Origin of the sequence: Sphingorhabdus sp. (assembly GCF_035329025.1) — a bacterium.
Taxonomy (GTDB): Bacteria; Pseudomonadota; Alphaproteobacteria; order Sphingomonadales; family Sphingomonadaceae; genus Sphingorhabdus_B.
Map to the genome: position 1 here is coordinate 34,839 of NZ_DAOLHN010000002.1, position 20,599 is coordinate 55,437.

The 20,599-nt window shown below is 58.6% G+C and carries 25 protein-coding genes; 22 read left to right on the plus strand and 3 right to left on the minus strand.

Annotated features, from left to right (window positions below; translation table 11 throughout):
- The first annotated feature begins 49 nt into the window (after positions 1 to 49).
- The 4 genes from PKC81_RS00720 to PKC81_RS00735 all read left to right on the plus strand — a co-directional run bounded on the left by PKC81_RS00720 (position 50) and on the right by PKC81_RS00735 (position 2,824).
- Positions 50 to 451 carry a hypothetical protein gene (locus PKC81_RS00720; protein WP_324332694.1) on the plus strand — a complete coding sequence of 134 codons (402 nt, stop codon included), beginning with the start codon at positions 50 to 52 and terminating at the stop codon, positions 449 to 451.
- Positions 452 to 580: 129 nt separating this feature from the next.
- The gene (locus tag PKC81_RS00725) at positions 581 to 877 is read left to right on the plus strand and encodes an HPr-rel-A system PqqD family peptide chaperone (protein ID WP_324332695.1); all 297 of its coding nucleotides are present in this window, start codon (positions 581 to 583) and stop codon (positions 875 to 877) included.
- A complete protein-coding gene (locus PKC81_RS00730; RefSeq protein ID WP_324332696.1) occupies positions 870 to 1,724 on the plus strand; it encodes an HprK-related kinase A in 855 nt (284 codons plus the stop codon). The genes PKC81_RS00725 and PKC81_RS00730 overlap by 8 nt, the downstream gene beginning before the upstream one ends.
- Positions 1,721 to 2,824 (plus strand): nucleotidyltransferase family protein, encoded by a 1,104-nt coding sequence (locus PKC81_RS00735; RefSeq protein WP_324332697.1) that lies wholly within the window; start codon positions 1,721 to 1,723, stop codon positions 2,822 to 2,824. The genes PKC81_RS00730 and PKC81_RS00735 overlap by 4 nt, the downstream gene beginning before the upstream one ends.
- On the opposite strand, the gene PKC81_RS00740 is transcribed toward PKC81_RS00735, so the two are convergent.
- The gene (locus tag PKC81_RS00740) at positions 2,809 to 3,483 is read right to left on the minus strand and encodes an HAD-IA family hydrolase (RefSeq protein ID WP_324332698.1); all 675 of its coding nucleotides are present in this window, start codon (positions 3,481 to 3,483) and stop codon (positions 2,809 to 2,811) included. The two genes, PKC81_RS00735 and PKC81_RS00740, sit on opposite strands and share 16 nt — an antisense overlap.
- 150 nt (positions 3,484 to 3,633) lie before the next feature.
- Here PKC81_RS00740 and glmU point away from each other — a divergent pair, with 150 nt between their 5' ends.
- The 7 genes from glmU to PKC81_RS00775 all read left to right on the plus strand — a co-directional run bounded on the left by glmU (position 3,634) and on the right by PKC81_RS00775 (position 11,401).
- Positions 3,634 to 4,977, plus strand: a complete 1,344-nt coding sequence (gene glmU, locus PKC81_RS00745; protein ID WP_324332699.1) for a bifunctional UDP-N-acetylglucosamine diphosphorylase/glucosamine-1-phosphate N-acetyltransferase GlmU — start codon at positions 3,634 to 3,636, stop codon at positions 4,975 to 4,977.
- A complete protein-coding gene (locus PKC81_RS00750) occupies positions 4,978 to 6,132 on the plus strand; it encodes a serine hydrolase domain-containing protein (protein ID WP_324332700.1) in 1,155 nt (384 codons plus the stop codon). It abuts the gene before it with no gap.
- A gap of 28 nt (positions 6,133 to 6,160) precedes the next feature.
- On the plus strand, positions 6,161 to 6,433 hold the full coding sequence (locus PKC81_RS00755) for a ribbon-helix-helix domain-containing protein (RefSeq protein WP_324332701.1): 273 nt from the start codon (positions 6,161 to 6,163) through the stop codon (positions 6,431 to 6,433).
- Entirely contained in the window at positions 6,430 to 6,813 is a 384-nt protein-coding gene (locus PKC81_RS00760) for a type II toxin-antitoxin system VapC family toxin (protein ID WP_324332702.1), read from the plus strand. Before PKC81_RS00755 ends, PKC81_RS00760 begins: the two co-directional genes overlap by 4 nt.
- Entirely contained in the window at positions 6,814 to 8,637 is a 1,824-nt protein-coding gene (glmS, locus tag PKC81_RS00765) for a glutamine--fructose-6-phosphate transaminase (isomerizing) (RefSeq protein ID WP_324332703.1), read from the plus strand.
- Positions 8,638 to 8,733: 96 nt separating this feature from the next.
- Entirely contained in the window at positions 8,734 to 10,347 is a 1,614-nt protein-coding gene (locus tag PKC81_RS00770; protein WP_324332704.1) for an NAD(P)/FAD-dependent oxidoreductase, read from the plus strand.
- A 235-nt stretch (positions 10,348 to 10,582) separates the two neighbouring features.
- Positions 10,583 to 11,401 carry a division plane positioning ATPase MipZ gene (locus tag PKC81_RS00775; protein WP_324332705.1) on the plus strand — a complete coding sequence of 273 codons (819 nt, stop codon included), beginning with the start codon at positions 10,583 to 10,585 and terminating at the stop codon, positions 11,399 to 11,401.
- Positions 11,402 to 11,427: 26 nt separating this feature from the next.
- Here PKC81_RS00775 and PKC81_RS00780 read toward each other — a convergent pair whose 3' ends face one another.
- Both PKC81_RS00780 and PKC81_RS00785 read right to left on the minus strand, forming a co-directional pair.
- Positions 11,428 to 11,616 carry a hypothetical protein gene (locus PKC81_RS00780; protein WP_324332707.1) on the minus strand — a complete coding sequence of 63 codons (189 nt, stop codon included), beginning with the start codon at positions 11,614 to 11,616 and terminating at the stop codon, positions 11,428 to 11,430.
- Positions 11,617 to 11,690: 74 nt separating this feature from the next.
- Positions 11,691 to 12,107: a hypothetical protein gene (locus PKC81_RS00785; RefSeq protein WP_324332708.1), complete on the minus strand. Its 417-nt coding sequence runs from the start codon at positions 12,105 to 12,107 to the stop codon at positions 11,691 to 11,693.
- Positions 12,108 to 12,235: 128 nt separating this feature from the next.
- Between PKC81_RS00785 and PKC81_RS00790 the strand changes: the two genes are divergently transcribed.
- The 11 genes from PKC81_RS00790 (at position 12,236) to yghX (ending at position 20,591) form a co-directional block, all read left to right on the plus strand.
- Entirely contained in the window at positions 12,236 to 12,628 is a 393-nt protein-coding gene (locus PKC81_RS00790) for a GFA family protein (RefSeq protein ID WP_324332709.1), read from the plus strand.
- Between the two features lie 190 nt (positions 12,629 to 12,818).
- A complete protein-coding gene (locus tag PKC81_RS00795; protein WP_324332710.1) occupies positions 12,819 to 12,941 on the plus strand; it encodes a hypothetical protein in 123 nt (40 codons plus the stop codon).
- Entirely contained in the window at positions 12,931 to 13,350 is a 420-nt protein-coding gene (locus PKC81_RS00800) for an OsmC family protein (RefSeq protein WP_324332712.1), read from the plus strand. Before PKC81_RS00795 ends, PKC81_RS00800 begins: the two co-directional genes overlap by 11 nt.
- A 312-nt stretch (positions 13,351 to 13,662) precedes the next feature.
- Complete coding sequence (locus PKC81_RS00805; RefSeq protein WP_115549133.1) at positions 13,663 to 14,859, plus strand: aspartate aminotransferase family protein; 1,197 nt, start codon at positions 13,663 to 13,665, stop codon at positions 14,857 to 14,859.
- A complete protein-coding gene (argF, locus tag PKC81_RS00810) occupies positions 14,856 to 15,782 on the plus strand; it encodes an ornithine carbamoyltransferase (RefSeq protein WP_324332713.1) in 927 nt (308 codons plus the stop codon). The genes PKC81_RS00805 and argF overlap by 4 nt, the downstream gene beginning before the upstream one ends.
- Entirely contained in the window at positions 15,782 to 16,702 is a 921-nt protein-coding gene (locus PKC81_RS00815) for an Hsp33 family molecular chaperone HslO (RefSeq protein WP_324332714.1), read from the plus strand. Before argF ends, PKC81_RS00815 begins: the two co-directional genes overlap by 1 nt.
- Positions 16,703 to 16,859: 157 nt before the next feature.
- On the plus strand, positions 16,860 to 17,276 hold the full coding sequence (locus tag PKC81_RS00820; protein WP_324332715.1) for a hypothetical protein: 417 nt from the start codon (positions 16,860 to 16,862) through the stop codon (positions 17,274 to 17,276).
- Positions 17,277 to 17,487: 211 nt separating this feature from the next.
- The gene (locus tag PKC81_RS00825; protein WP_324332776.1) at positions 17,488 to 18,645 is read left to right on the plus strand and encodes a histidine kinase; all 1,158 of its coding nucleotides are present in this window, start codon (positions 17,488 to 17,490) and stop codon (positions 18,643 to 18,645) included.
- A complete protein-coding gene (locus PKC81_RS00830) occupies positions 18,642 to 19,442 on the plus strand; it encodes a LytTR family DNA-binding domain-containing protein (RefSeq protein WP_324332716.1) in 801 nt (266 codons plus the stop codon). Before PKC81_RS00825 ends, PKC81_RS00830 begins: the two co-directional genes overlap by 4 nt.
- A 2-nt stretch (positions 19,443 to 19,444) precedes the next feature.
- A complete protein-coding gene (locus PKC81_RS00835) occupies positions 19,445 to 19,708 on the plus strand; it encodes a hypothetical protein (RefSeq protein WP_324332717.1) in 264 nt (87 codons plus the stop codon).
- The gene (gene yghX / locus PKC81_RS00840; RefSeq protein ID WP_324332718.1) at positions 19,698 to 20,591 is read left to right on the plus strand and encodes a YghX family hydrolase; all 894 of its coding nucleotides are present in this window, start codon (positions 19,698 to 19,700) and stop codon (positions 20,589 to 20,591) included. The genes PKC81_RS00835 and yghX overlap by 11 nt, the downstream gene beginning before the upstream one ends.
- Positions 20,592 to 20,599: the final 8 nt, after the last annotated feature.

Below are 20,599 nucleotides of genomic sequence, written 5' to 3' on the forward strand. Positions count from 1 at the left end.
TTACAATTCCGGCAGTGGATTCCCCGGTCGATATTGCTAAAGGCATTGCATGAGCGGCGATACACCCGAGCCAAACGACCCGATCCAGATGCCGACACGCCGTCGCGCGTTAATGCTGGGTGCCGCGGGCGTTGCGACGGTGGTGTCGGTGCGTCCCGCGCTTGCCCAGACCGCTGGATCAGTCCTCAACTGCGAAATTCCGGTTCCGGGGCCGCATGGCACGGGGATGAATATCGATGCGACGGGCAATCTGGTCGCGCCCGATACGCCCGGCTCCTTCGTTGCCACAGGCCAGAAATTCAGTGGTGAGGAAGTGAAGCGTGCGCTTTCGGGCCAGACGCTACCAGGCACGAACTATGAGCAGAGCCAGGCCTATGTGAACTACATCCGCCGCCTGCAGGCAGGGCAGAGTGGTTTCACCTGTTTCGCCTCGCTGCAGATGCCGCGCTGATCGGATAGTTTCGTAATCCCGAACTCGTTTCGGGATAACACACCACAGCCCGTTATCCTGAAACAAGTTCAGGATGACGATGATGGTAAGCATCGTTGTATTTTAATTGCTTTGTATTAGGCCTTGGTCGTGGCCAATCCCAAAACCCTCTATTCGGCAGAACCGGCCGACGCCCGTATCGTCGAGCCACTCGACATGATGACGCTTATCTATCAGCGCCGGTCGGGTATCACGCATATGGTCGGAGAGCCAGTGCCGCAGATTCTCGAGGCGATGGGCGAGGATGCTGTTGACGCCGCTACACTGGCCGCACGGCTGGCGGTCAGTTTCGATCTGGGCGGGCAAGATGATGCGGTTACCCTGATCACCGAACGGCTGGAGGAACTGGCCGAGCTTGGGCTGGTGGAGCGGGTCACCGATGCATGAGTTTCGCGTTAAGGTGGGGCCTGCGGCCTTTCGCATTGGTTCGGCATGGCGGGCACCTATCGACCAGTTGGCGGATCTTTACCGCGATTATCCGCAGCCCGATTTCACCGATTTCACCGTGCGGCTGGAACCGACGACTTGGCTGCGGCGCTGGCTGCGGCCTTCGGTCGCGATTGGTGGAGATTATATGCTGCCCGATGCGGCGCCCCTGCCGTTGGCGCAGGGACTGCTCGCTGCTGAAATGGCCATGAACCTGCAAATGGCGCTCGGATGGCGGCGGCATTTGTTGCTGCACGCCAGCGCGGTCGAGCGCGACGGACGCGTGCTGGTGATGACCGGCCAGTCGGGATCGGGTAAATCGACCCTCTCGGCTTTGCTCGGCTCGGAAGGTTGGCGTTTTCTGGGCGATGAGTTCGTCCTGCTCGATCCGGTGACTGGCAATGTCGCCCCGTTCCCGCGCCTCATCAGCCTAAAGAATGAAGCCATTGCCGCAATGCAATCGGCGCAGCCCGATGCGCGCTTAGGGCCGCTGTTGGCGGGTACGCCCAAGGGCGACATCCGCCATATGGTACCGCCAGCGGAAGCCATTGCGCGGATGGGGCAGGGCGGTGCCCCTGCATTGCTGCTGTTCCCGCGTTATGGCTATCCGGGTGCGGTGCGAGAGGTGGCTCCGGGCGAGACTTTCATGCGCCTGACCCAAGCCTCGACCAACTATGTTGCACTTGGGGAGGAGGGCTTCACCACGCTGACCCGCTTCGTCAAATCGATGCCCTCGCGCGCGATTGATTACCAGTCGGGCGAAGAGGCGATTGCGCTTGTTGAAAAGCTGTGGGAGCGGCTGGCATGAGCCGCGACGCGATGCTGCTGGTCGAAGCGCTGCGCGACCCCGCGTCCACACGCAATCTGGACGCGCAAGGCTGGACCGAATTGCTCTCAATGGCGCGCGCCGAACAGTTGATCGGAACGCTGGCAGAGCGACTCAAATCTGAATCGGTGCCGTCTAAGATCGCAGAAATCATCGCCGAAGCGCGGATCAACGCCGCCTATCAAAGGCGTTCGGCGTTGTGGGAGGCCGATTGCGCGCGACGTGCCTTGGCAGGCTATGATGGCAAGGTCGTACTGCTGAAAGGCACCGCCTATGTCGCGGCGGGTTTGTGGGCGGGCGAAGGCCGGTCGATTGGCGACCTCGATATTTTGGTGGCGCGTGACGATTTGCCGGAGGTTGAGGTCGCGCTGCTCGCCGCCGGTTGGGAATGGGTGAAGCCCGACCCTTATGACGATGCCTATTACCGCGATCACATGCACGAACTGCCGCCGCTGATCCACAGGGAACGCGACCGTATGATCGATGTGCACCACACGGTGTTGCCGTTGACGGCGGGGCGGAGGCCGGATGCTGACGGGATGTTGGTAGAAGCAATTCCCCTCCCCTGCAGGGGAGGAGTTAGGGGTGGGGTCTTTCAGCCCTTGAGCGACGCTGACACACCCCACCCCAACCCCTCCCCTGAAGGGGAGGGGCCCTGCACCCTCTCCCCTGCAGACATGGTCTGTCACAGCGCAGCGCATCTCTTTGCCGATGGCGAATTGGATGGTGGCCTCAGGAACCTCTGGGACATCCATTGCCTTATGAGCGAATTTTCCAGCTCAGAATTCTGGGCGCAACTGCGCGAGCGTGCGGCGCGCCACCAGCTCTCCGAGCCAGTCGAACGCGCCGTCCGGCTGGCTCACCGGCTTTATGGTACCGAAATTCCGACGGAATGGCAGGGCTGGCACCGGCAGGATAAATGGTATGTCGCGCGATTGACCGCCCGCGACGGCTGGGGCCGCCCGACCCGCAAATTCATCCGGCTGATTTTCTACATCCGCTCGCATTGGCTGCGCATGCCGCCGTTAATGCTGGCGCGGCATTTGTGGACGAAATGGCGAAAAGGTCAGGCAAGCGCCTGAAGCGTATCGACCAGTTCGTCATAATGATTGATCACCGCGTCAGCCCCCAATTCCTCTGCAGGCTGGCTGAGGAAGCCGAAGGCAACTGCGATGCTGGGAATGCCTGCCGCGCGTGACGCGTGCACATCGTGGATGGAATCGCCGATATAGGCGGCACTGCCCCCGCCGCAGCGTGCGATCATTTCGTGGATCGGGTCGGGCTTCGGCTTGCCATTGCCTTTCCCCATTGTGTCGCCGCCAATGATGGTAACAAAGCGATCCGCCAGACCGACATTGCCGAGCAATTCGACCGCGAGGCTTTCAAACTTGTTGGTCACCACCGCCAGTTTGACGTCCATCGCCTCGAGTTGGTCGATTGCCTCGACCAGGCCCGGAAAGGGCGGGCAATTGCTGCCCAGATTGGCGCGATAATGGTCGATCAACACGGGGTGGAGCGCGCGGATGGTTTCCTCGTTGGCTTCGCCCGATTGTTGCAACCCCAGCGTCAGCATGTGCCGCGTGCCCATGCCGACCAGCGCCTTGACGCCGTCGGTGGCAATCGGTGGTCGTCCGATGCTTTGCAGCGCATGGTTGAGCGAGGCGGCAAGCTCGATGCTGGTATCAAGCAACGTGCCATCGAGATCAAAGCCGACAATGTCGAAGGGGAAATTGCGGGTCATTGTGTAACCGTAGTCCTGAGCTTGTCGATGGACGCATTTCCGTCCGGCGAGGCGCCCTTCGACTGGCTCAGGGCTTCGGTGTAAATCGAAGTTGCAGATGTGTCCGCAAATTCTGGAAACTGCAACCATTTGCTTCTAAAGCCTTGGCGCATGAGCAACATAGCAGCAATCATCCTCGCCGCGGGTAAGGGAACCCGCATGAAATCCGACCTGCACAAGGTGCTGCACCCGATAGCGGGCCGCCCGATGCTGATGCATCTGATGGCGAGTGTCGACGCGCTGGAGCCAGCGAAGAAGGTGGTCGTCGTGGGCGACAAGGCGGATCAGCTTCGCGATGCGCTGGGCGACAGCGCGGAAACGGTGGTGCAGGAACCGCAACTGGGCACCGGCCATGCGGTGCAGCAGGCGGAAAGCGCGCTCAAGGATTTCGATGGCGATGTACTGGTCCTCTATGGCGACGTGCCTTTTGTACCGACATCGACGATGCAGGCGATGATTGATCGGCTGCACAGCGATGACAATCCGGAGGTGGTAGTGCTTGGTTTTGAGCCCGCAGATACACTGCAATATGGCCGTATCGTCGCGACCGGCGACCGCATCGAATGGATGGTCGAGCATAAGGACGCGACCGAAAAACAGCGGCAGACCAAGCTGTGCAATTCGGGCCTGATGGCGGTGCGGTCAAAGGACCTGTTCGCGCTGCTCGCACGTGTGACGAACGACAATGCGGCGGGCGAATATTATCTGGTCGATATCGTCAATATCGCGGTGCAGGACGGGCGGCATTGCCATGTCGTCAGGACCGAACCTTATGACGTGACCGGGATCAACAGTCGGGGCGAATTGGCGGCGATGGAGGCCGAATGGCAGAAGCGCCGCCGAGTGCAGGCGATGGCCGATGGCGCCAGCCTGATTGCGCCGGAGACGGTCTGGTTTTCCTATGACACGCAGCTTGGCCGTGATGTCGTGATCGAGCCCAATGTGTTTTTCGGCCCCGGAGTTTCGATTGCCGACAATGTGAAGATCCGGGCTAACAGCCACATCGAGGGTGCGGTAATCGGCAAAGGCTGCGAAGTCGGCCCCTTCGCCCGCCTCCGCCCCGGCACGGTGCTGGAGGAAAAAGCGAAGATCGGCAATTTCGTCGAAACCAAGAAGGCGCATCTGGGCAAGGGGGCGAAGGCCAACCACCTGACCTATCTGGGCGACGCCGAAATTGGCGCGAAGGCGAATATCGGCGCGGGCACGATCACCTGCAATTATGACGGCTATTTCAAATATCAGACGGTGATTGGCGAGGGGGCTTTTATCGGTTCAAACAGCGCCCTGATCGCGCCCGTGAAGATCGGTCGCGACGCGATTGTCGCCGCAGGTAGCGCGGTGTCGCGTGACGTAGCCGACGGCGAACTCCGCATGGTGCGGGCAGAGCAACTGGTGAAACCCGGCTGGGCCGATCGTTTCCACGATGCCATGCGGAAGAAGAAGGAAGGGAAATAATTGAGTATCAGTCGTCGCCATATTCTAGCCCAAGCGGGAGGTTCGGCAGCGCTACTGTGCTTTGAGAGCGCTGCTCTAGGCCGTGTAGTTGGCGATAGCCGTTTCGCAAAGCCTATCGCTGAGACGCTTGCGGAGGCGATGGCTAATCAGGTTGCGCCTGGATTTCAGCTTGCGGTCATGGAGCAAGGACAATTCGTCTATCACCAATCCGGCGGCAAGGCCAATTTGGCGACCGGTGAAGCCGTGAGTTCAACCAGCGTCTTTCGCATCGCGTCATTGTCAAAGCAGTTTACAGCTGCGGCCATTCTCAAGCTGGCGCAAATGGGAAAGCTGGAGCTCAATGCCCCTATCAGTCGATATCTTCCATTTACGGCAGTACTACCCGAGATTCGCGTCATCGAACTTATTCATCAGACGGCGGGGCTCCATAGCGATGAGAGCGAAGTTGCCGAGATAGAGAGTGAAACAAAAAATCGGACCCAGATCGATTTGGCGAAGGAAATTGCAGCTCAGTCCAATCCAGTTGATTTTCTCCCCGGCACGGCCTGGTTTTACAGCAACGCCAATTATATCATGGCAGGAGCCTTGATTGAGCAGGTTTCGGGTAAAGCTTTGCCACGCGCCTTCAGAGAGCTCATATTCTCACCATTGCGCCTGAAAAAGATCGCGATGGACTATGCTGATGACGATGTGGCGCGCCGCGTTGTCGGTTATTCGCATGCTGAAAACCAGCCGCCAGCCTTCGTCCCCGCCGCGTTTATGAAGGTTGAAGAGGCGGGTGGCGCCGGCGCACTGCGCGGCACGGCGAGCGACCTTTGCCGCTGGCATCATGCGCTTCTCAATGGAAGGCTGCTCGATCCGGCGCATCTGCAGATCATGCTTGCGCCTGGACGGTTGCGGGATGGGCGTTTGTCAGGCGCAAACCGCTTCTCTCCTGAGGATGCGCATTATGGCGATGTGCAATATGGCTGCGGTTTGTTGGTTTCGCCTGCGTCGGATGCCCACCCAAATATCATGCATTATGGCTTTATCAGCGGCTTTTCCGCGATGCTGCTCACCGAGCTGAAAGCACGACGGACGGTTGCAATTCTGTTCAACGCCGATCCCGGCCCTGCCCTGCCATTTTCCAAATTACGCAAGCTGATCTTGACATGATATCATGATATGATATCAATATATCATTATGGGTAGATTCCTTGTAGATGTTCCGGCAGACGATGTTCGCAAGCTGGATGAAATCGCCAAGCGCGAAGGCAAGTCACGCGCGGCTGTTTTGCGTGAAGCCGTATCCAACTATTTGGAGGCAAGTGGCAAGGAAGGGTTTGAAAAATATTTCGGCCTATGGGAGCGACATGGATCTACCGTGGATGGTCTTGAATATGAACGCAAACTTCGCGGCGAATGGCCGGATGTGAGCGACCTGACGCCGCCCAAAAAGAAATCAAAAGCCGCGTGAGCGAGCGATTCTTCGATACGAACATCGTTATCGATATGCTGCATAACAGACCGGCAGCATGGGCTGAAGTGCGCAGCGTAACCCGTGCATGGATCAGCCGGATGACATGGATAGAGGTTATGTCCGGCGTTCCCGATGAAGCGACAAAGGAAACGGAGGAATTCCTTCGTCTGTTTGCGATGTGCGAAATCGATGAAGAAATCGGTCGTCGCGCTGCAGCACTTCGGCATCAGCGCAAATCGCTGAAATCACCAGATGCAATCATCCTGGCTTCGGCGCAGGTTTCAGGCCGGATATTGGTAACAAGAAATACAAAGGACTTCCCTGCTGAAATGCCGGGCATCCGCGTTCCATACAAAGCTCCAAAGGAAACAAAATAAATGTGCGGCATTATTGGCATCGTCGGCAAATCCTCTGTCGCAGACCGTCTGGTCGATGGCCTTCGGCGAATGGAGTATCGCGGCTATGACAGCGCCGGTGTGTGCACCGTGCTTGACGGCCAACTGATCCGCCGCCGTGCGGAGGGGAAGCTCAACAATCTGGTCAAGGAACTGGCCGGCAACCCGGCCCCCGGCAATATCGGCATTGCGCACACCCGCTGGGCCACGCATGGCGCGCCGACCACCAGCAACGCCCACCCTCATGCGACGGATGAGGTCGCGCTCGTCCACAACGGCATTATCGAGAATTTCAAGCCGCTGCGCGATGCACTGACGGCGCGTGGCCGCACCTTCGAAAGCGAGACTGATACCGAAGTCGTCGCGCATCTTGTCAGCGAACAGATTGAGGCAGGGCAATCGCCGACCGAGGCGGTGAAGGCAGTGCTACCCCAACTGCGCGGTGCCTTTGCACTGGCGATCGCCTTCCGCGAGAACCCGGATTTTCTGATCGGCGCGCGGCTCGGCAGCCCGCTGGTCGTTGGCTATGGCGATGGCGAAACTTATCTGGGTTCGGATGCGCTGGCGCTCGCGCCGCTGACGCAGAAGATTGCCTATCTGGAGGAAGGTGACTGGGTCATCATCTACCGCGAAGGCGCGCAGATTTTTGACAAGAATAACAATCCGGTCCAGCGCGAAATCACGACCAGCGGCGTGTCGGCAGCGGCGATCGAAAAGGGCAATTACCGCCACTATATGCAGAAAGAGATTTTCGAACAGCCCACTGTGGTTGCGCAGACGCTCTCTTCCTATATCCGTCCGCTCGAACAGACCGTCGCACTGCCGCAAATGGATTTCGATTTGGCCGGTGTAAAGCGCATCACCATCGTTGCCTGCGGGACGAGCTTCTACGCCGGGATGGTCGCCAAATATTGGTTCGAAACCTTCGCCCGGGTGCCGGTCGACATCGATGTCGCCAGCGAGTTCCGTTACCGCGATCCGGTGCTCGAGGAAGGCGGCCTCGCGCTGTTCATTTCGCAATCGGGCGAGACGGCGGATACGCTCGCCGCGCTCAAGCATTGCAAGGAAAATGGCCAGACCATCGCGGTCGTCGTGAACGTGCCGACATCGAGCATGGCGCGCGAAGCGGACCTTTTGCTCCCCACCCATGCCGGCCCGGAAATCGGTGTTGCCTCCACCAAGGCCTTCACCTGCCAGTTGGCCGTGCTCGCCGCACTCGCCGCGCACCTCGCACTGGTGAAGGGCAAGCTATCGGCTAAGGAAGAGCGCGAAATCGTCCGCCACCTGATCGAAGCCCCCGCCGCATTGAACGCAGCGCTGGCACATGACGAGGATATCGCCGCAATGGCGCACCTGATCGCGCCTGCACGCGATGTGCTCTATCTGGGTCGCGGCCCTGATTATCCCCTCGCGCTTGAAGGCGCGCTGAAACTCAAGGAAATCAGCTATATCCACGCCGAGGGCTATGCGTCGGGCGAAATGAAGCACGGGCCGATCGCGTTGATTGATGAGGCAGTGCCGGTGATCGTCCTCGCACCCAGCGGGCCGCTGTTCGAGAAAACCGTCAGCAACATGCAGGAAGTCCGCGCGCGCGGTGGCAAGATCGTGCTGATCTCCGATGCCAAAGGGCTGGCCGAAGCCGGCGAAGGCTGCCTCGCCACCATCGAAATGCCCCACGTCCACCCGTTGATTGCGCCCTTGGTTTATGCGGTGCCGGTGCAATTGCTGGCCTATCATGTGGCCTGCGCCAAAGGCACCGATGTCGACCAGCCAAGAAATTTGGCGAAGTCGGTTACCGTGGAGTAGCAACTACCCCTTTGGCATCTGCCCTTTTTGTGTATCCTGCCGGGTGATTCTGTCGCGCTGTAACCGGCGCGGCTGGATCATGGGGAGAGGAAACACATGAAATACGATTACGACGTCATCATCATCGGTGCCGGCATGGCGGGCATGTATATGCTGCACAAGCTGCGCGAGGTTGGCCTGAGTGCGAAGGTATTCGAGGCCGGGCATGATGTTGGCGGAACCTGGTACTGGAACCGATATCCCGGCGCGCGGGTGGATATCGAGAGTCAGGAGTACAGCTTCTCTTTCAGCGCGGAGCTCGAAGAAGAATGGGTCTGGACCGAGCGTTATGCCAGCCAGCCTGAAATCCTGCGTTATCTGAACCATGTAGCCGACCGTTTCGATCTGCGCCGCGATATCCAGTTCAATGCGCGGGTGAAGTCGGCGCATTATGATGCCGCGAACCAACTGTGGCGTGTCGATACCGAAAATGGAGACAGCGTCCATGCGCGCTTCTGCGTTTCGGCGACGGGTTGCCTATCGGTTCCCAATGAGCCGAATTTTAAAGGGCAGGAGCGTTTTGCCGGGCCGACCTACCACACCGGCCGCTGGCCGCATGAAGGCGTTGATCTTAGTGGAAAGCGGGTAGCGGTTATCGGCACCGGTTCCTCCTCGATCCAGTCGATCACCGAAATTGCAGGGCAGGTGCGGCAGCTTTATGTGTTCCAGCGCACCCCCAATTTCAGCGTGCCCGCGCATAACGGCCCGGCCAATCCGGAGGTGCGCAAAAACTGGCTCGCCAACCGTGCCGAAAACCGCATGGCGCAGCGGCAGACGCTGGGCGGGTTCCTCTCTTCTGTGCCCAATGAACAAAAGGCCGTGGAAACCGGGGATAATGAACGGCGCAAGATCTACGAGGAACGCTGGGCCGAAGGTGGCTTTGCCATATTGGGAGCGTTTGCCGACCAGTCGGCCAATCCAGACGCGAACGCACTCGTCGCTCAATTTGCTGCCGAAAAAATCCGCGAGATCGTGCGCGATCCCAAAGTGGCGGAAAAGCTGACGCCCAAAAGTTATCCTTTTGGCGCCAAGCGGCTGTGTGTCGACACGGGCTATTACCAGAATTTCAACCGCCCCAATGTCGAGCTGATCGACCTCAACGATACTCCGCTGGATACGATTACCGAAAAGGGCGTCGCCACCAGCGAGAAGGAATATGAGGTGGATGCCATCATTTTTGCCATCGGTTTTGATGCGATGACCGGCGCGTTGACACGTATGGACATCAAGGGCCGCGAGGGGCGCACGCTGGTCGATAGCTGGGCGGAGGGACCGAAAACCTATCTGGGTCTGATGGTTTCCGGTTTTCCCAATCTCTTCACGATCACCGGCCCGGGCAGCCCGTCGGTGCTTTCGAACATGGTGGTGTCGATTGAGCAGCATGTCGAATGGCTCGCCGATCTGTTCGTGTTCATGCGCGACAATATGATGGTCGAGATCGAGCCGACCGCGCATGCGCAGGAATTCTGGGTCGAGCATGTCAACGAGGTGTCGAACTACACCGTCTATAACTACGCCAATAGCTGGTATCTGGGTGCCAATATTCCCGGAAAGCCACGGGTGTTCATGCCCTATGCAGGCGGTGTCGGGGCCTATCGCGATCTGTGCGCGGCGGTGGCGGCCAATGCCTATATGGGGTTCAAGCTGAAACCGGCGGAACCACCGGCCTGATGCGGCAGGGTTGAAAGCCCGGTTGCTTTTCGCCATCAGGCTCGCATCGGAGGTCTGGCCATTGGGATTCTTTTCGCGTCTATTCCGGCGAAAACCAAAGCGGCAGGCACTGCCGCCACCACGCCCGTTTGACGATAGCCAGTGGCCACCCGCGCCGCTTTCACCGGCACCGCAATACCGTTCCTTTGATAGCGCGCCTGCGTATCCCCAACAGATGCAGGAAACACCGTCATGGATGAAATATCCGGTCGGTGGCCAGCGCGGGCACATTATCGTTTTTGCCAATGAAAAGGGCGGGGTAGGCAAATCGACTAGCGCCTTCCACACCTGCATCGCGCTGTGCAATGCCGGGGAAAGCGTTGCCGCACTCGACGTCGACCTGCGGCAATTGACACTGCACCATGCGCTGTGGGCAAGGCAGGAGAGCGAACGCGAATTTGGTGTGAAGCTGCCCGGGCCGGAGCAGATCTTGCTCGCCCAGCAGAATGAGAATGAGCTGGAGGAAAAGCTGCGCATGGCGCGCATCCACCATGACTTCATCATCATTGATGTCGGCGGGCATGACTCGCCAATCGCGCGCAAGGCGATCTTCATGGCCGATACGATCATCACCCCGGTGAATGACAGTTTCATCGATCTTGATATGCTCGGCCGCATCGATCCGCGTACCGGCGAGCTCCGCACGCTCGGCAATTTCGCGCGGCTGGTTGAGCATCTCAAGGAACCGGGAATGGCCATCCGGCCCAAGGCGCTCGACTGGGTCGTGATGCAGAACCGGTCGCGCAACTTTGCCACGAAGAACGAGCGCAAGGTGCTCGACGCGCTGGAAAAGATTGCGCCGGTGGCGGGTTTCCGGATCGTTCCCGGATTGCGCGAACGGGTGACCTATCGTGAATTATTTCCAATGGGGCTGACGCTGTTCGACCTTGAGGCGATCCCCGAACTGGGCAAGCCGCAGCCCAACGCCCGCGAAGAAATCTGGGCGATGTTGCGTGCGCTCAATTTACCCAGCGCAGCATTGAACAAGGCGATTGCGCCCGGAGAACCATCCTAGCGGCAAAGCAGGTAAGGACTTGTTCTTCAGGCCGCCTTGCCGGATTCAGCCAATATGACAGCAGCAGTCTCTTCAATAGTCCCGGTGACCAGCAAGGGTGAGCCACCGACAATGCCGATCTGCGTTTGGCCATTTTTGGCCGTGCGTAGCCAGGCGATATTGGATGCGACCACCAGATAATTGCCGCCGCGAGACTTGAGGGTAATGAACTTCATGGGAAAAGACTCCTGACGCAGGAGGCTTTAGCCGCGAAGTCTCTTTGAGTAATTAACAGTTCGGGTGAGGCGCCTTAGCAGTCACCCAGGCGCTGGGCGGAAAGCCGCATACTGGTTCTTGTACGTCCGCCCATATTGTCCGTGTTCACCAATACGCCTCCCGACACAGAAAAGGACGTAGCCCCTGCCGAGAGCACGGTCAGTGTTCCTTCGACCAACGCTCCGGTGCAACTGACGCCATATACCCCACCACCCTTGGCCTCAGTTGAACAGCTGTTGCTGTAATTGTTGATGTAGATGGCAACAATATGTGCCGGATCGCGAAATTGCTGCATATCGGACAGACAAACCTCTTCCGAACCCGATCCGCTATCATTGCTCCAGTTGAACATATAGCGACCGCCCATCATCGGTACGCCTTGAGCATAGACCACAGCCCCGGTCGAGCTGGCCAACAAAGCGGCGGCGATGAAAAGTGGGCGTAAAGTCATGTCCGTCTCTTCGATTGGATATTGTCACTGGCCGCTGCCACAGGGCTAGCGGCTGGGCAATAATTTTGTGTGCGAGCAACGGACAAGATTGCTGTTGACCGGAAGAGTTGTTCGCGGAACAACAGGCCATGAGCCAGGACATCAACGTCGAAGGTGGTTGCCATTGTGGTGCGGTGCGCTTTCGTTTCGCATTGGCATCGCCTGAGGTTGATCTGCTCGACTGCAACTGTTCGATGTGCAGCCGGAGCGGATTTCTTCACCTCATCGTCCCGCATGCGGATTTCGAACTGTTGACGCCCGAAACCGCGCTGACATCCTATCGTTTTGGAACGGGAGCGGCGGAGCATCTGTTCTGCAGCACATGCGGCGTGAAGTCTTTTTACCAGCCCCGCTCGCATCCGGACGCGTGGAGTGTGAACTATCGTTGTCTAGATGACGGACATGGCTTGACGCCGACCATAGTCAAGTTCGATGGTCGCAATTGGGAAGATGCAAGGGTGCGTCTGGAGAAGAGCCAATGAGTGCCGCATTGTTCATTTCTTTGGGCGCTGTAGCGATCAGTCTGTTCGTGGTGTTCATTGCGCGCCGTAGTTCCAAGAGAAGGCAGCAATCGAGCGCTGATGGGGGCGCAACAACTGCAAGTGACGCGTCCGGAAGTGATTGTTCGGTTTCTGACGGCGGTGCTTGCGACGGAGGAGGAGGCGATTGAGCATGATCAAAGTCGTGGCCATTGTCGTACTGCTATTGGTTGCAGTGCATCTGTTGCTCTACGGCTATCTCCAGCGTCGCATCAACGCCGCGAAACGCGAAAAGGATAAACAGAATGAAGGATAACCCCTGCGCCACTGTCGAAAGCGCCGATGGCACCTACGCCCAATTGATCAAGGCGCGGGTGCATGAATGGGCGGCGGGTGAACCTGTCGAGGACGGCGGTATCGACAACGGCCCGATGCCCTATGAATTGCTGTTATCGGCTTTAGGCGCCTGCACTTCGATCACGCTGGAAATGTATGCCGCGCGCAAGGGCTGGCCGCTCGAAAAGGTGCATGTGACACTTGAGCACTCCAAGGAGGAACGCGAAGGAGAGAATGGCGGCAAGCCAGTCGACATGATTGACCGAGTCGTCCGCCTCGAAGGGCCGCTCGATGACGAGCAGCGCGCCAAGCTGATCGAGATTGCCGAAAAATGCCCGGTGCACCGCACACTCACCAACCAGATCAACATCAACACGCTGCTGGGGTAAATCCCCCTCCCGTTTACGGGAGGGGTTAGGGGAGGGGGCGAGCGAAGCGAGCCATGCACCCTTTCAGGCCCTCCCCCAGCCCCTCCCGCAAGCGGGAGGGGAGCCCAAGGGGTTGATTCACCATTTGGGCGGGCTTATAGCCGGATTTTAGCAATGGCGGTCCCCCCGGGGCCGCTTTTTGCCTTTTGGCGCTTTGTCGTTGCGGCACCAGCCCACGCCCCCACCCGGCCTTCCATCGGCAGGGTATGTTATGGGAGGCCGGGTGGGGGCGTGGGCTGGTGCCGGAAGCCAACAATTTGAAAGGATTCCGCCATGTCGATCACCCCCCTGATGCCCGTCTATCCCCGTTGCGGGTTCCGGCCGGTGCGAGGCGAGGGATGTTATCTGATTGGCGAGGATGGCCGCCGCGCGCTCGACTTTGCGGCAGGTATCGCGGTTAACGCGCTCGGCCACGGTCATCCGCATCTGACCAAGGCAATTTGCGAGCAGACCGCGACGCTGATGCATGTGTCGAACCTGTACGGCAGCCCGCAGGGCGAGGCGCTGGCGCAGCGCATTGTCGACAACAGCTTTGCCGATACGGTGTTCTTCACCAATTCGGGGGTCGAGGCGATTGAATGCGCAATCAAGACCGCGCGCCGTTACCATTTCGCCAATGGCAATCCGCAACGCCACAAGCTGATCACCTTCAAAAACGCCTTCCACGGCCGCTCATTGGGCGCGATTTCGGCGACCGATCAGGCGAAGATGCGCGATGGTTTCGAACCGCTGCTGCCCGGCTTTGCCTATGCGAAGTTCAACGATCTCGAAGGCGCATTGGCGCTGATCGACGATGAAACCGCAGGTTTCCTTGTCGAGACGGTGCAGGGCGAAGGCGGCATGACTGCGGGCACGCCCGAATTCATCCAGGGCCTGCGTAAGGCCTGCGACGAGCATGGTCTGCTCCTCATCCTTGATGAAATCCAGTGCGGCTATGGCCGCACCGGCAAAATGTGGGCCTATGAACATTATGGCATCACGCCCGACATCCTGACCTCAGCCAAGGGTATTGGCGGCGGCTTTCCGCTTGGCGCATGCCTTGCCACTGAAGAAGCGGCAAAGGGCATGGTCGCGGGCACGCATGGCTCGACCTATGGCGGCAACCCACTGGCGATGGCCGCCGGGCAGGCGATCCTCGACGTGATGACCGAACCTGGTTTTCTCGAGCATGTGACCGCGATGGGTGATCGCCTGCGCGCCGCGTTCGAGCAATTGATCCCGAACCATGATGATCTGTTTGAGGAAATCCGTGGCAAGGGCCTGATGCTCGGTATCAAGATGAAGGACCCTGCCGTCAGCCGCGATTTTGTGGCGCACCTGCGCGACAATCACGGCTTGTTGACCGTTGCTGCGGGTGAGAATGTCTTCCGCGTGCTGCCGCCGCTGGTGATCAACGAAGATCATATCGCCGAGTGCATCGAACGGCTTTCGGCTGGTGCGCGCGACTATCAGATGCCGCAAGCGGCGTGACCCGGCATTTCCTCAATCTCGCGGACGCCGGTGCTGACGCGATTGCGGCAATGATCAACGACGCCATTGACCGTAAGGCGGTGCGTGCCGGCTGGCCCAAGGGCAAGGCAGATGCCGATGCGCCGCTGGCCGGACATACGCTGGGCATGATCTTCGAGAAGAATTCGACCCGCACCCGCGCCTCGTTCGAAATGGCGATCAAGCAATTGGGCGGCGACAGCATGTTCATGGCCTCTGGCCAGATGCAATTGGGGCGTGGCGAAACCATCGCCGATACTGCCCGCGTACTCTCGCGCTATGTCGATGCCATCATGATCCGCACTGACGATCATGCCAAGATCGAGGAGCTAGCCGCTTATTCAAGCGTGCCGGTCATCAATGGGCTGACCGACCTGTCGCACCCGTGCCAGATCGTCGCCGACCTGTTGACTCTGGTTGAGCATGGCAAGGCGCTGCCCGGGCTTGAGGTTGCATGGCTCGGCGATGGTAACAATGTGCTCAATTCAATCGTCGAAGCCGCGGGCCTGATGAAGTTCAACGTCCGCATCGGCGTTCCGCAAGGCTATGACAGCGACCCCGCCTTTATCGATGCTGCACGCGCCAATGGTGCCAATATCACCGTCACCCGCGATGCCGCCGAGGCGGTTGCCGGTGCGGATGTTGTCGTCACCGATACCTGGGTGTCGATGGGACAGGAGCATGCGCACAATAAGATTGCGGCGATGATGCCCTATCAGGTCAATGACCGGTTGATGGCAGGTGCAAAGGCCGATGCTAAATTCCTGCACTGCTTGCCAGCACACCGTGGCGAAGAGGCGACCGACAGCGTACTCGACGGCCCGCAATCAGTGATCTGGGACGAGGCCGAAAATCGACTGCACGCCCAGAAATCCATATTGCTCTGGTGCTTCGACAAGATCTGATGGCCGACCAGTCGGAAACCCGCTGCGATCAGCCTTTGCGCTTTTCGATACCTGCGCTGAACGCGCGCGGGCGGCTGGTGCGGCTTGATGCCGTGCTCAACGACGTTCTATCCGCACATGCCTATCCGCCAGCGGTCGAGAAAATCCTTGCCGAAGGTCTGGTGTTGACGGCTTTGCTCGGCACGACGCTCAAAGAACGGGAAGGCCAGCTGACGATACAGGCGCAGACCGAAAATGGCCCGTTGTCGTTACTTGTCACCGACTATATCGACGGCGCGGTGCGCGGCTATGCGCAGTTTGATCTGGCGAAACTGGCCGAGGTGCCATCGGATCCCAATCTTTTCGCGCTGTTCGGCAAAGGTTATCTCGCCGTCACATTCGATCGTCCGTTGCCGGAAGCGCAAGGCGGCGGGCGCTATCAGGGCATCGTGCCTTTGGAAGGCGCCAATCTCTCCGAAGCGGCGATGCAATATTTCGACCAGTCGGAACAGATCCCGACCTTTATCCGCATCGCCATCGACCATGTCGACGGCCGCTGCATCGCGGGCGGCATATTGGTGCAGCATCTGCCCGATGGCGAGGAAGGCCGTGAGCGTATTGAGGCGCGTGGCGAGCATCCCGATTGGGAACATGTCCGCATCCTTTCAGAAACAATCAAGCCCGACGAGCTCGCCGATCCTGCGCTTCCGCTTGAAGAAATCGCCTGGCGGCTGTTTCATGAGGAGCAGGAGGTGAGGATTGTTGAAGGGCAGCCGATGACCAAAGGCTGCCGTTGCGATCCGCACCATATCCGCGATGTCATTGCGCGCTTTCCGGCCAGCGACCGCGCCGATATGGCAGATGAAGCAGGCGATATCGTCGTCAATTGTGAATTTTGCTCGCGCAAATTCCCGATCAGTCTGGCCAGCCTGAACAACTGAACGCACCGAACTGTTCAGTCACGATTAACCAAATTCATGTCATTCATCGTTCATAGGCCACGGTTTATCGTGGCGACGGTTACAATCAATCGGTAATAGCCGAATTAGCACATCGGGTCGGGTCGCTGGGGCAAGTGAAACGACGGAACGCATAAGCATGAAATTTTCAAGATTGAAGTTGGGCATCGCCGCTTTTCTGGCGGTCGGAATGGCTGCCATGGGCATCGCTGCGCAGTCAGAGACGCCCGACTTGCTGCAATCGCTTGAACGCGGGATGTGGCAGTTACGCGCAGTGGGCGGTGGTACGTCGACGGCCGGTGTAAGCCAATATTGCGCAGGCGACCCAAGGATGCTGGCGCAGATCAAGCATGGGGCGAATGCCCAGTGCAGCCATTTCGTCGTCCGTTCGACACCGACGTCGGTGACGATCAGCTATAGCTGTAAGGGTGCAGGTCAGGGGCTGACCACGATCCGCAAAGAATCGCCGCGCCTGATCCAGATCCAGTCGCAGGGTATCCATGATGGATCCCCTTTCTCCTTTTCGGTTGAGGGGCGGCGTTCGGCGAGCTGCTGAATCCGGCGTTAAGCCTTCTTTAACCATGATCCGCTAATCAGGGTACGTGCCTATCATTTGGGGCACGCTTTCCTCCCTAACTGGCTAGATGCCACACTGGGCCGTCCTTTCCGGGGCGGCCCTTTTCTTTGGCCATGGTGCTTGTCGAAAACGCCGCCCTTTTGCGAAACAAGGGCTTCATGCCAAAGCGAAATCGCGCTAGACAATGGCGATGGCCGTACTCGAACTGGGCGACCAGCCCTTCTTTTCAGACAAGAACCGGGCGTTCTGGAATCTGCATAGCGCAGGCTGGGGCGGCGCGGCGCTGGTACGCAGCGCGTCAACTATCGCCAATGGTCAGCCGTTCAGCGCGCTGGTGCCGGTATTGATTTCAGCCGTCACCGGATTTTCGGTTTCGCTGATTCTTTCCGTTGTTTTCCGCAATGTCATCGACCGGCGCCCGTTGCTAACTTGGGGCGTCACGGGCGTTTCGGTCATCCTCGCGACACTGATTTACGCCTATATCGACGTCTGGGTTCTGCAGACCATCCGTGAAGGTGCGGACGAGACGCCCTTTGCTCAATTGATGGTGGGTGCGATATTCATCAACGGCGTTTTGCTCGTCGCCTGGTCCGCGCTCTATTACGCGATCAACTATTTCGTCCGTGCGGAGGAGCAGGCGGATCAGCTGTTGCGGCTCGAGGCGGCGGCAACCAGCGCGCAGCTGACGATGCTGCGCTATCAGTTGAACCCGCATTTCCTGTTCAACACGCTGAACAGCATTTCGACGCTGGTGCTCTTGAAACAGACCGAGCAAGCCAATGCCATGCTGTCGCGGCTTTCCTCATTCCTGCGCTTCACGCTGGTCAATGAAACCACCGCAAAAGTGACGCTGGCGAGTGAAGTCGAAACGCTGAAGCTCTATCTCGATATAGAAAAAATGCGCTTCGAAGAGCGGCTGCGCACCGACTTCGATGTCGAAGATGCCGTCAAAGATGCTCTGGTGCCATCGCTGCTGCTGCAGCCGTTGGTTGAAAACGCCATCAAATATGCGGTCACGCCGCAAGAGGATGGGGCGGATATCTCCATCAACGCCCGACGTGTGGGCGATCGCGTTCGCATAATCGTATCCGATTCAGGTCCGGGGTTGCAGTCGAGTATCCCGGACCCCAAATTGTCGACAGGGGTCGGCATGGCCAATACGCGCGAGCGGCTGTTGCAGGCCTATGGCGATGAACAGCGCTTTGACAGCTATACAAGGAGCGGCGGAGGATTTGAGGTTGTGATAGAATTCCCCTATCAAACCAACAACAGCGGGGGCGAAACAAAAGCCATCGAAGCACCGGCGGTAACAGCGGGCGTCGGTGTTCAAGGAGCAGTAACCGCATGACTATTCGCACCATCCTCGTCGATGACGAGAAATTGGCGACCCAGGGCCTCCAGCTGCGACTGGAAGCATTTGACGATGTAGAAATCGTCGCCACATGCCTGAATGGGCGGGAGGCGATCCGCAAGATCAAGACGCTGAAGCCCGATCTGGTCTTCCTCGATATCCAGATGCCGGGATTTGACGGCTTTTCGGTGGTGCAGGGCGTGATGGACATCGATCCGCCGCTCTTCGTCTTCGTCACCGCCTATAGCGAGCATGCGATCAAGGCGTTTGAAGCGCAAGCCATCGACTATCTGATGAAACCGGTCGAGCCCGACCGGCTGGCCGATACCATGGAGCGCGTTCGCAACCGACTGGCCGACAAGCGGACGTCGGAAGAGGTGGAGCGCCTTCGCAACGTCATCAGTGAGGTAGCGCCGGATGCGGCTGAAAACCTGCCGCCTGCCGACGAAGAGATGTCGAGCGGACGGTTCGAAAAACTGATCAATGTGAAGGATCGCGGCCAGATTTTCCGCGTCGACGTCGACACGATCGAGCGCATCGAGGCTGCCGGTGACTATATGTGCATTATCACCGCGGACAATTCGTTGATCCTGCGCGAGACGATGAAGGATCTCGAAAAGCGGCTCGACCCGCGCACTTTCCAGCGCGTGCACCGTTCAAAGATCGTCAATCTCGACCTCGTCCGGCAGGTGAAGCCGCACACCAATGGCGAATGCTTCCTGATCCTGGAATCAGGTGCGCAGGTAAAGGTCAGCCGCAGCTATCGCGACGTGGTGGCGCGCTTTGTGCATTGATAATGGCAAATCCCAGCGTTTCTACTCCCCAGTTCCGAACACTGCTTATTCGAAAGCTGGGAAACCTGTACCCAAATTGGAAAATCGAGATACTGAAACACGACCAAAACGGTATCGCTTTTCAAATGCTGGACGAGAGTGGTGCAATCGCCACTAAGGTTGCTGGGATTTATCGACATATGGATGGCACGCTGACCCGTTCTAACCTTCGAAGACTGATCAAACCCATTGCCAGCAATCTTGAGGAGAGTTCGGATGTCACGTAAAACCGCCGCCGATTTCCATCCGGCGATCCTCGAAATTTTTGACGGCTATGTTCATGGCAAGCTTAGCAAGCGCGAGTTTATCGAGCGCGCGGCCAAGTTTGCCGCGGTCGGCGTGACGGGGGCGATGATTTTTGACCAGTTGCGCCCCGATTATGCTTTGGCGCAGCAGGTGAAGGCGGACGATCCGGCGATCAAGACCGAGCGCCCGTCTGTATCGAGCCCTAAAGGCCATGGCGCAATTTCCGGACTGCTCGCTATGCCTGCCAAAGCCAAGGGCAAGATCCCGGCGGTTCTTGTTATCCACGAAAATCGCGGTCTTAACCCCTATATCGAAGATGTTGCGCGCAGGCTGGCCAAGGCAGGCTATCTGGCCTTTGCGCCCGACGGGCTGACCTCAGTGGGCGGCTACCCCGGCAGCGATGACAAGGGCCGTGAATTGCAGGCGAAGCTCGATCCCGAGAAACTGTTCGAAGATTTTATCGCTTCGTTCGATTTCCTGCGCCTGCATGCCAAATCGACAGGGAAAGTCGGTGCGGTTGGTTTCTGCTATGGTGGCGGCATCTGCAATGCGCTCGCGGTGGCCTGCCCTGAGCTATCGGCCTCTGTGCCCTATTATGGCCGCCAACCGACCGCGGCCGAAGTGCCCTCGATCAAGGCCCCGCTGCTGATCCATTATGCCGAGAATGACGAGCGTATCAATGCGGGTGCCTTGCCCTATCAGGCGGCACTTCTGGCGAACCAGAAACCGTTTGAGGTGCACTATTACCCCGGCACACAGCACGGCTTCCACAATGACACGACCCCGCGCTACGATAAGGCAGCCGCAGAATTATCGTGGCAAAGGACGTTGGCGTTTTTCGGGAAGCATCTGCTTTCAAGTTAAAAAACTCG

Excerpts from the sequence above, each read along its gene's own strand:
- PKC81_RS00735 (WP_324332697.1), top strand. The coding sequence starts at position 1,721 with ATGAGCCGCGACGCGATGCTGCTGGTCGAAGCGCTGCGCGACCCCGCG.
- PKC81_RS00755 (WP_324332701.1), top strand. The coding sequence starts at position 6,161 with ATGGGTAGATTCCTTGTAGATGTTCCGGCAGACGATGTTCGCAAGCTG.
- yghX (WP_324332718.1), top strand. The coding sequence starts at position 19,698 with ATGTCACGTAAAACCGCCGCCGATTTCCATCCGGCGATCCTCGAAATT.
- PKC81_RS00795 (WP_324332710.1), top strand. The coding sequence starts at position 12,819 with ATGATCAAAGTCGTGGCCATTGTCGTACTGCTATTGGTTGCAGTGCAT.
- glmS (WP_324332703.1), top strand. The coding sequence starts at position 6,814 with ATGTGCGGCATTATTGGCATCGTCGGCAAATCCTCTGTCGCAGACCGT.
- PKC81_RS00800 (WP_324332712.1), top strand. The coding sequence starts at position 12,931 with ATGAAGGATAACCCCTGCGCCACTGTCGAAAGCGCCGATGGCACCTAC.
- PKC81_RS00785 (WP_324332708.1), bottom strand. The coding sequence starts at position 12,107 with ATGACTTTACGCCCACTTTTCATCGCCGCCGCTTTGTTGGCCAGCTCG.
- PKC81_RS00790 (WP_324332709.1), top strand. The coding sequence starts at position 12,236 with ATGAGCCAGGACATCAACGTCGAAGGTGGTTGCCATTGTGGTGCGGTG.
- glmU (WP_324332699.1), top strand. The coding sequence starts at position 3,634 with ATGAGCAACATAGCAGCAATCATCCTCGCCGCGGGTAAGGGAACCCGC.
- PKC81_RS00740 (WP_324332698.1), bottom strand. The coding sequence starts at position 3,483 with ATGACCCGCAATTTCCCCTTCGACATTGTCGGCTTTGATCTCGATGGC.
- PKC81_RS00720 (WP_324332694.1), top strand. The coding sequence starts at position 50 with ATGAGCGGCGATACACCCGAGCCAAACGACCCGATCCAGATGCCGACA.
- PKC81_RS00820 (WP_324332715.1), top strand. The coding sequence starts at position 16,860 with ATGAAATTTTCAAGATTGAAGTTGGGCATCGCCGCTTTTCTGGCGGTC.
- PKC81_RS00835 (WP_324332717.1), top strand. The coding sequence starts at position 19,445 with ATGGCAAATCCCAGCGTTTCTACTCCCCAGTTCCGAACACTGCTTATT.
- PKC81_RS00775 (WP_324332705.1), top strand. The coding sequence starts at position 10,583 with ATGAAATATCCGGTCGGTGGCCAGCGCGGGCACATTATCGTTTTTGCC.
- PKC81_RS00805 (WP_115549133.1), top strand. The coding sequence starts at position 13,663 with ATGTCGATCACCCCCCTGATGCCCGTCTATCCCCGTTGCGGGTTCCGG.
- PKC81_RS00825 (WP_324332776.1), top strand. The coding sequence starts at position 17,488 with ATGGCCGTACTCGAACTGGGCGACCAGCCCTTCTTTTCAGACAAGAAC.
- PKC81_RS00830 (WP_324332716.1), top strand. The coding sequence starts at position 18,642 with ATGACTATTCGCACCATCCTCGTCGATGACGAGAAATTGGCGACCCAG.
- PKC81_RS00815 (WP_324332714.1), top strand. The coding sequence starts at position 15,782 with ATGGCCGACCAGTCGGAAACCCGCTGCGATCAGCCTTTGCGCTTTTCG.
- PKC81_RS00780 (WP_324332707.1), bottom strand. The coding sequence starts at position 11,616 with ATGAAGTTCATTACCCTCAAGTCTCGCGGCGGCAATTATCTGGTGGTC.
- PKC81_RS00770 (WP_324332704.1), top strand. The coding sequence starts at position 8,734 with ATGAAATACGATTACGACGTCATCATCATCGGTGCCGGCATGGCGGGC.
- PKC81_RS00730 (WP_324332696.1), top strand. The coding sequence starts at position 870 with ATGCATGAGTTTCGCGTTAAGGTGGGGCCTGCGGCCTTTCGCATTGGT.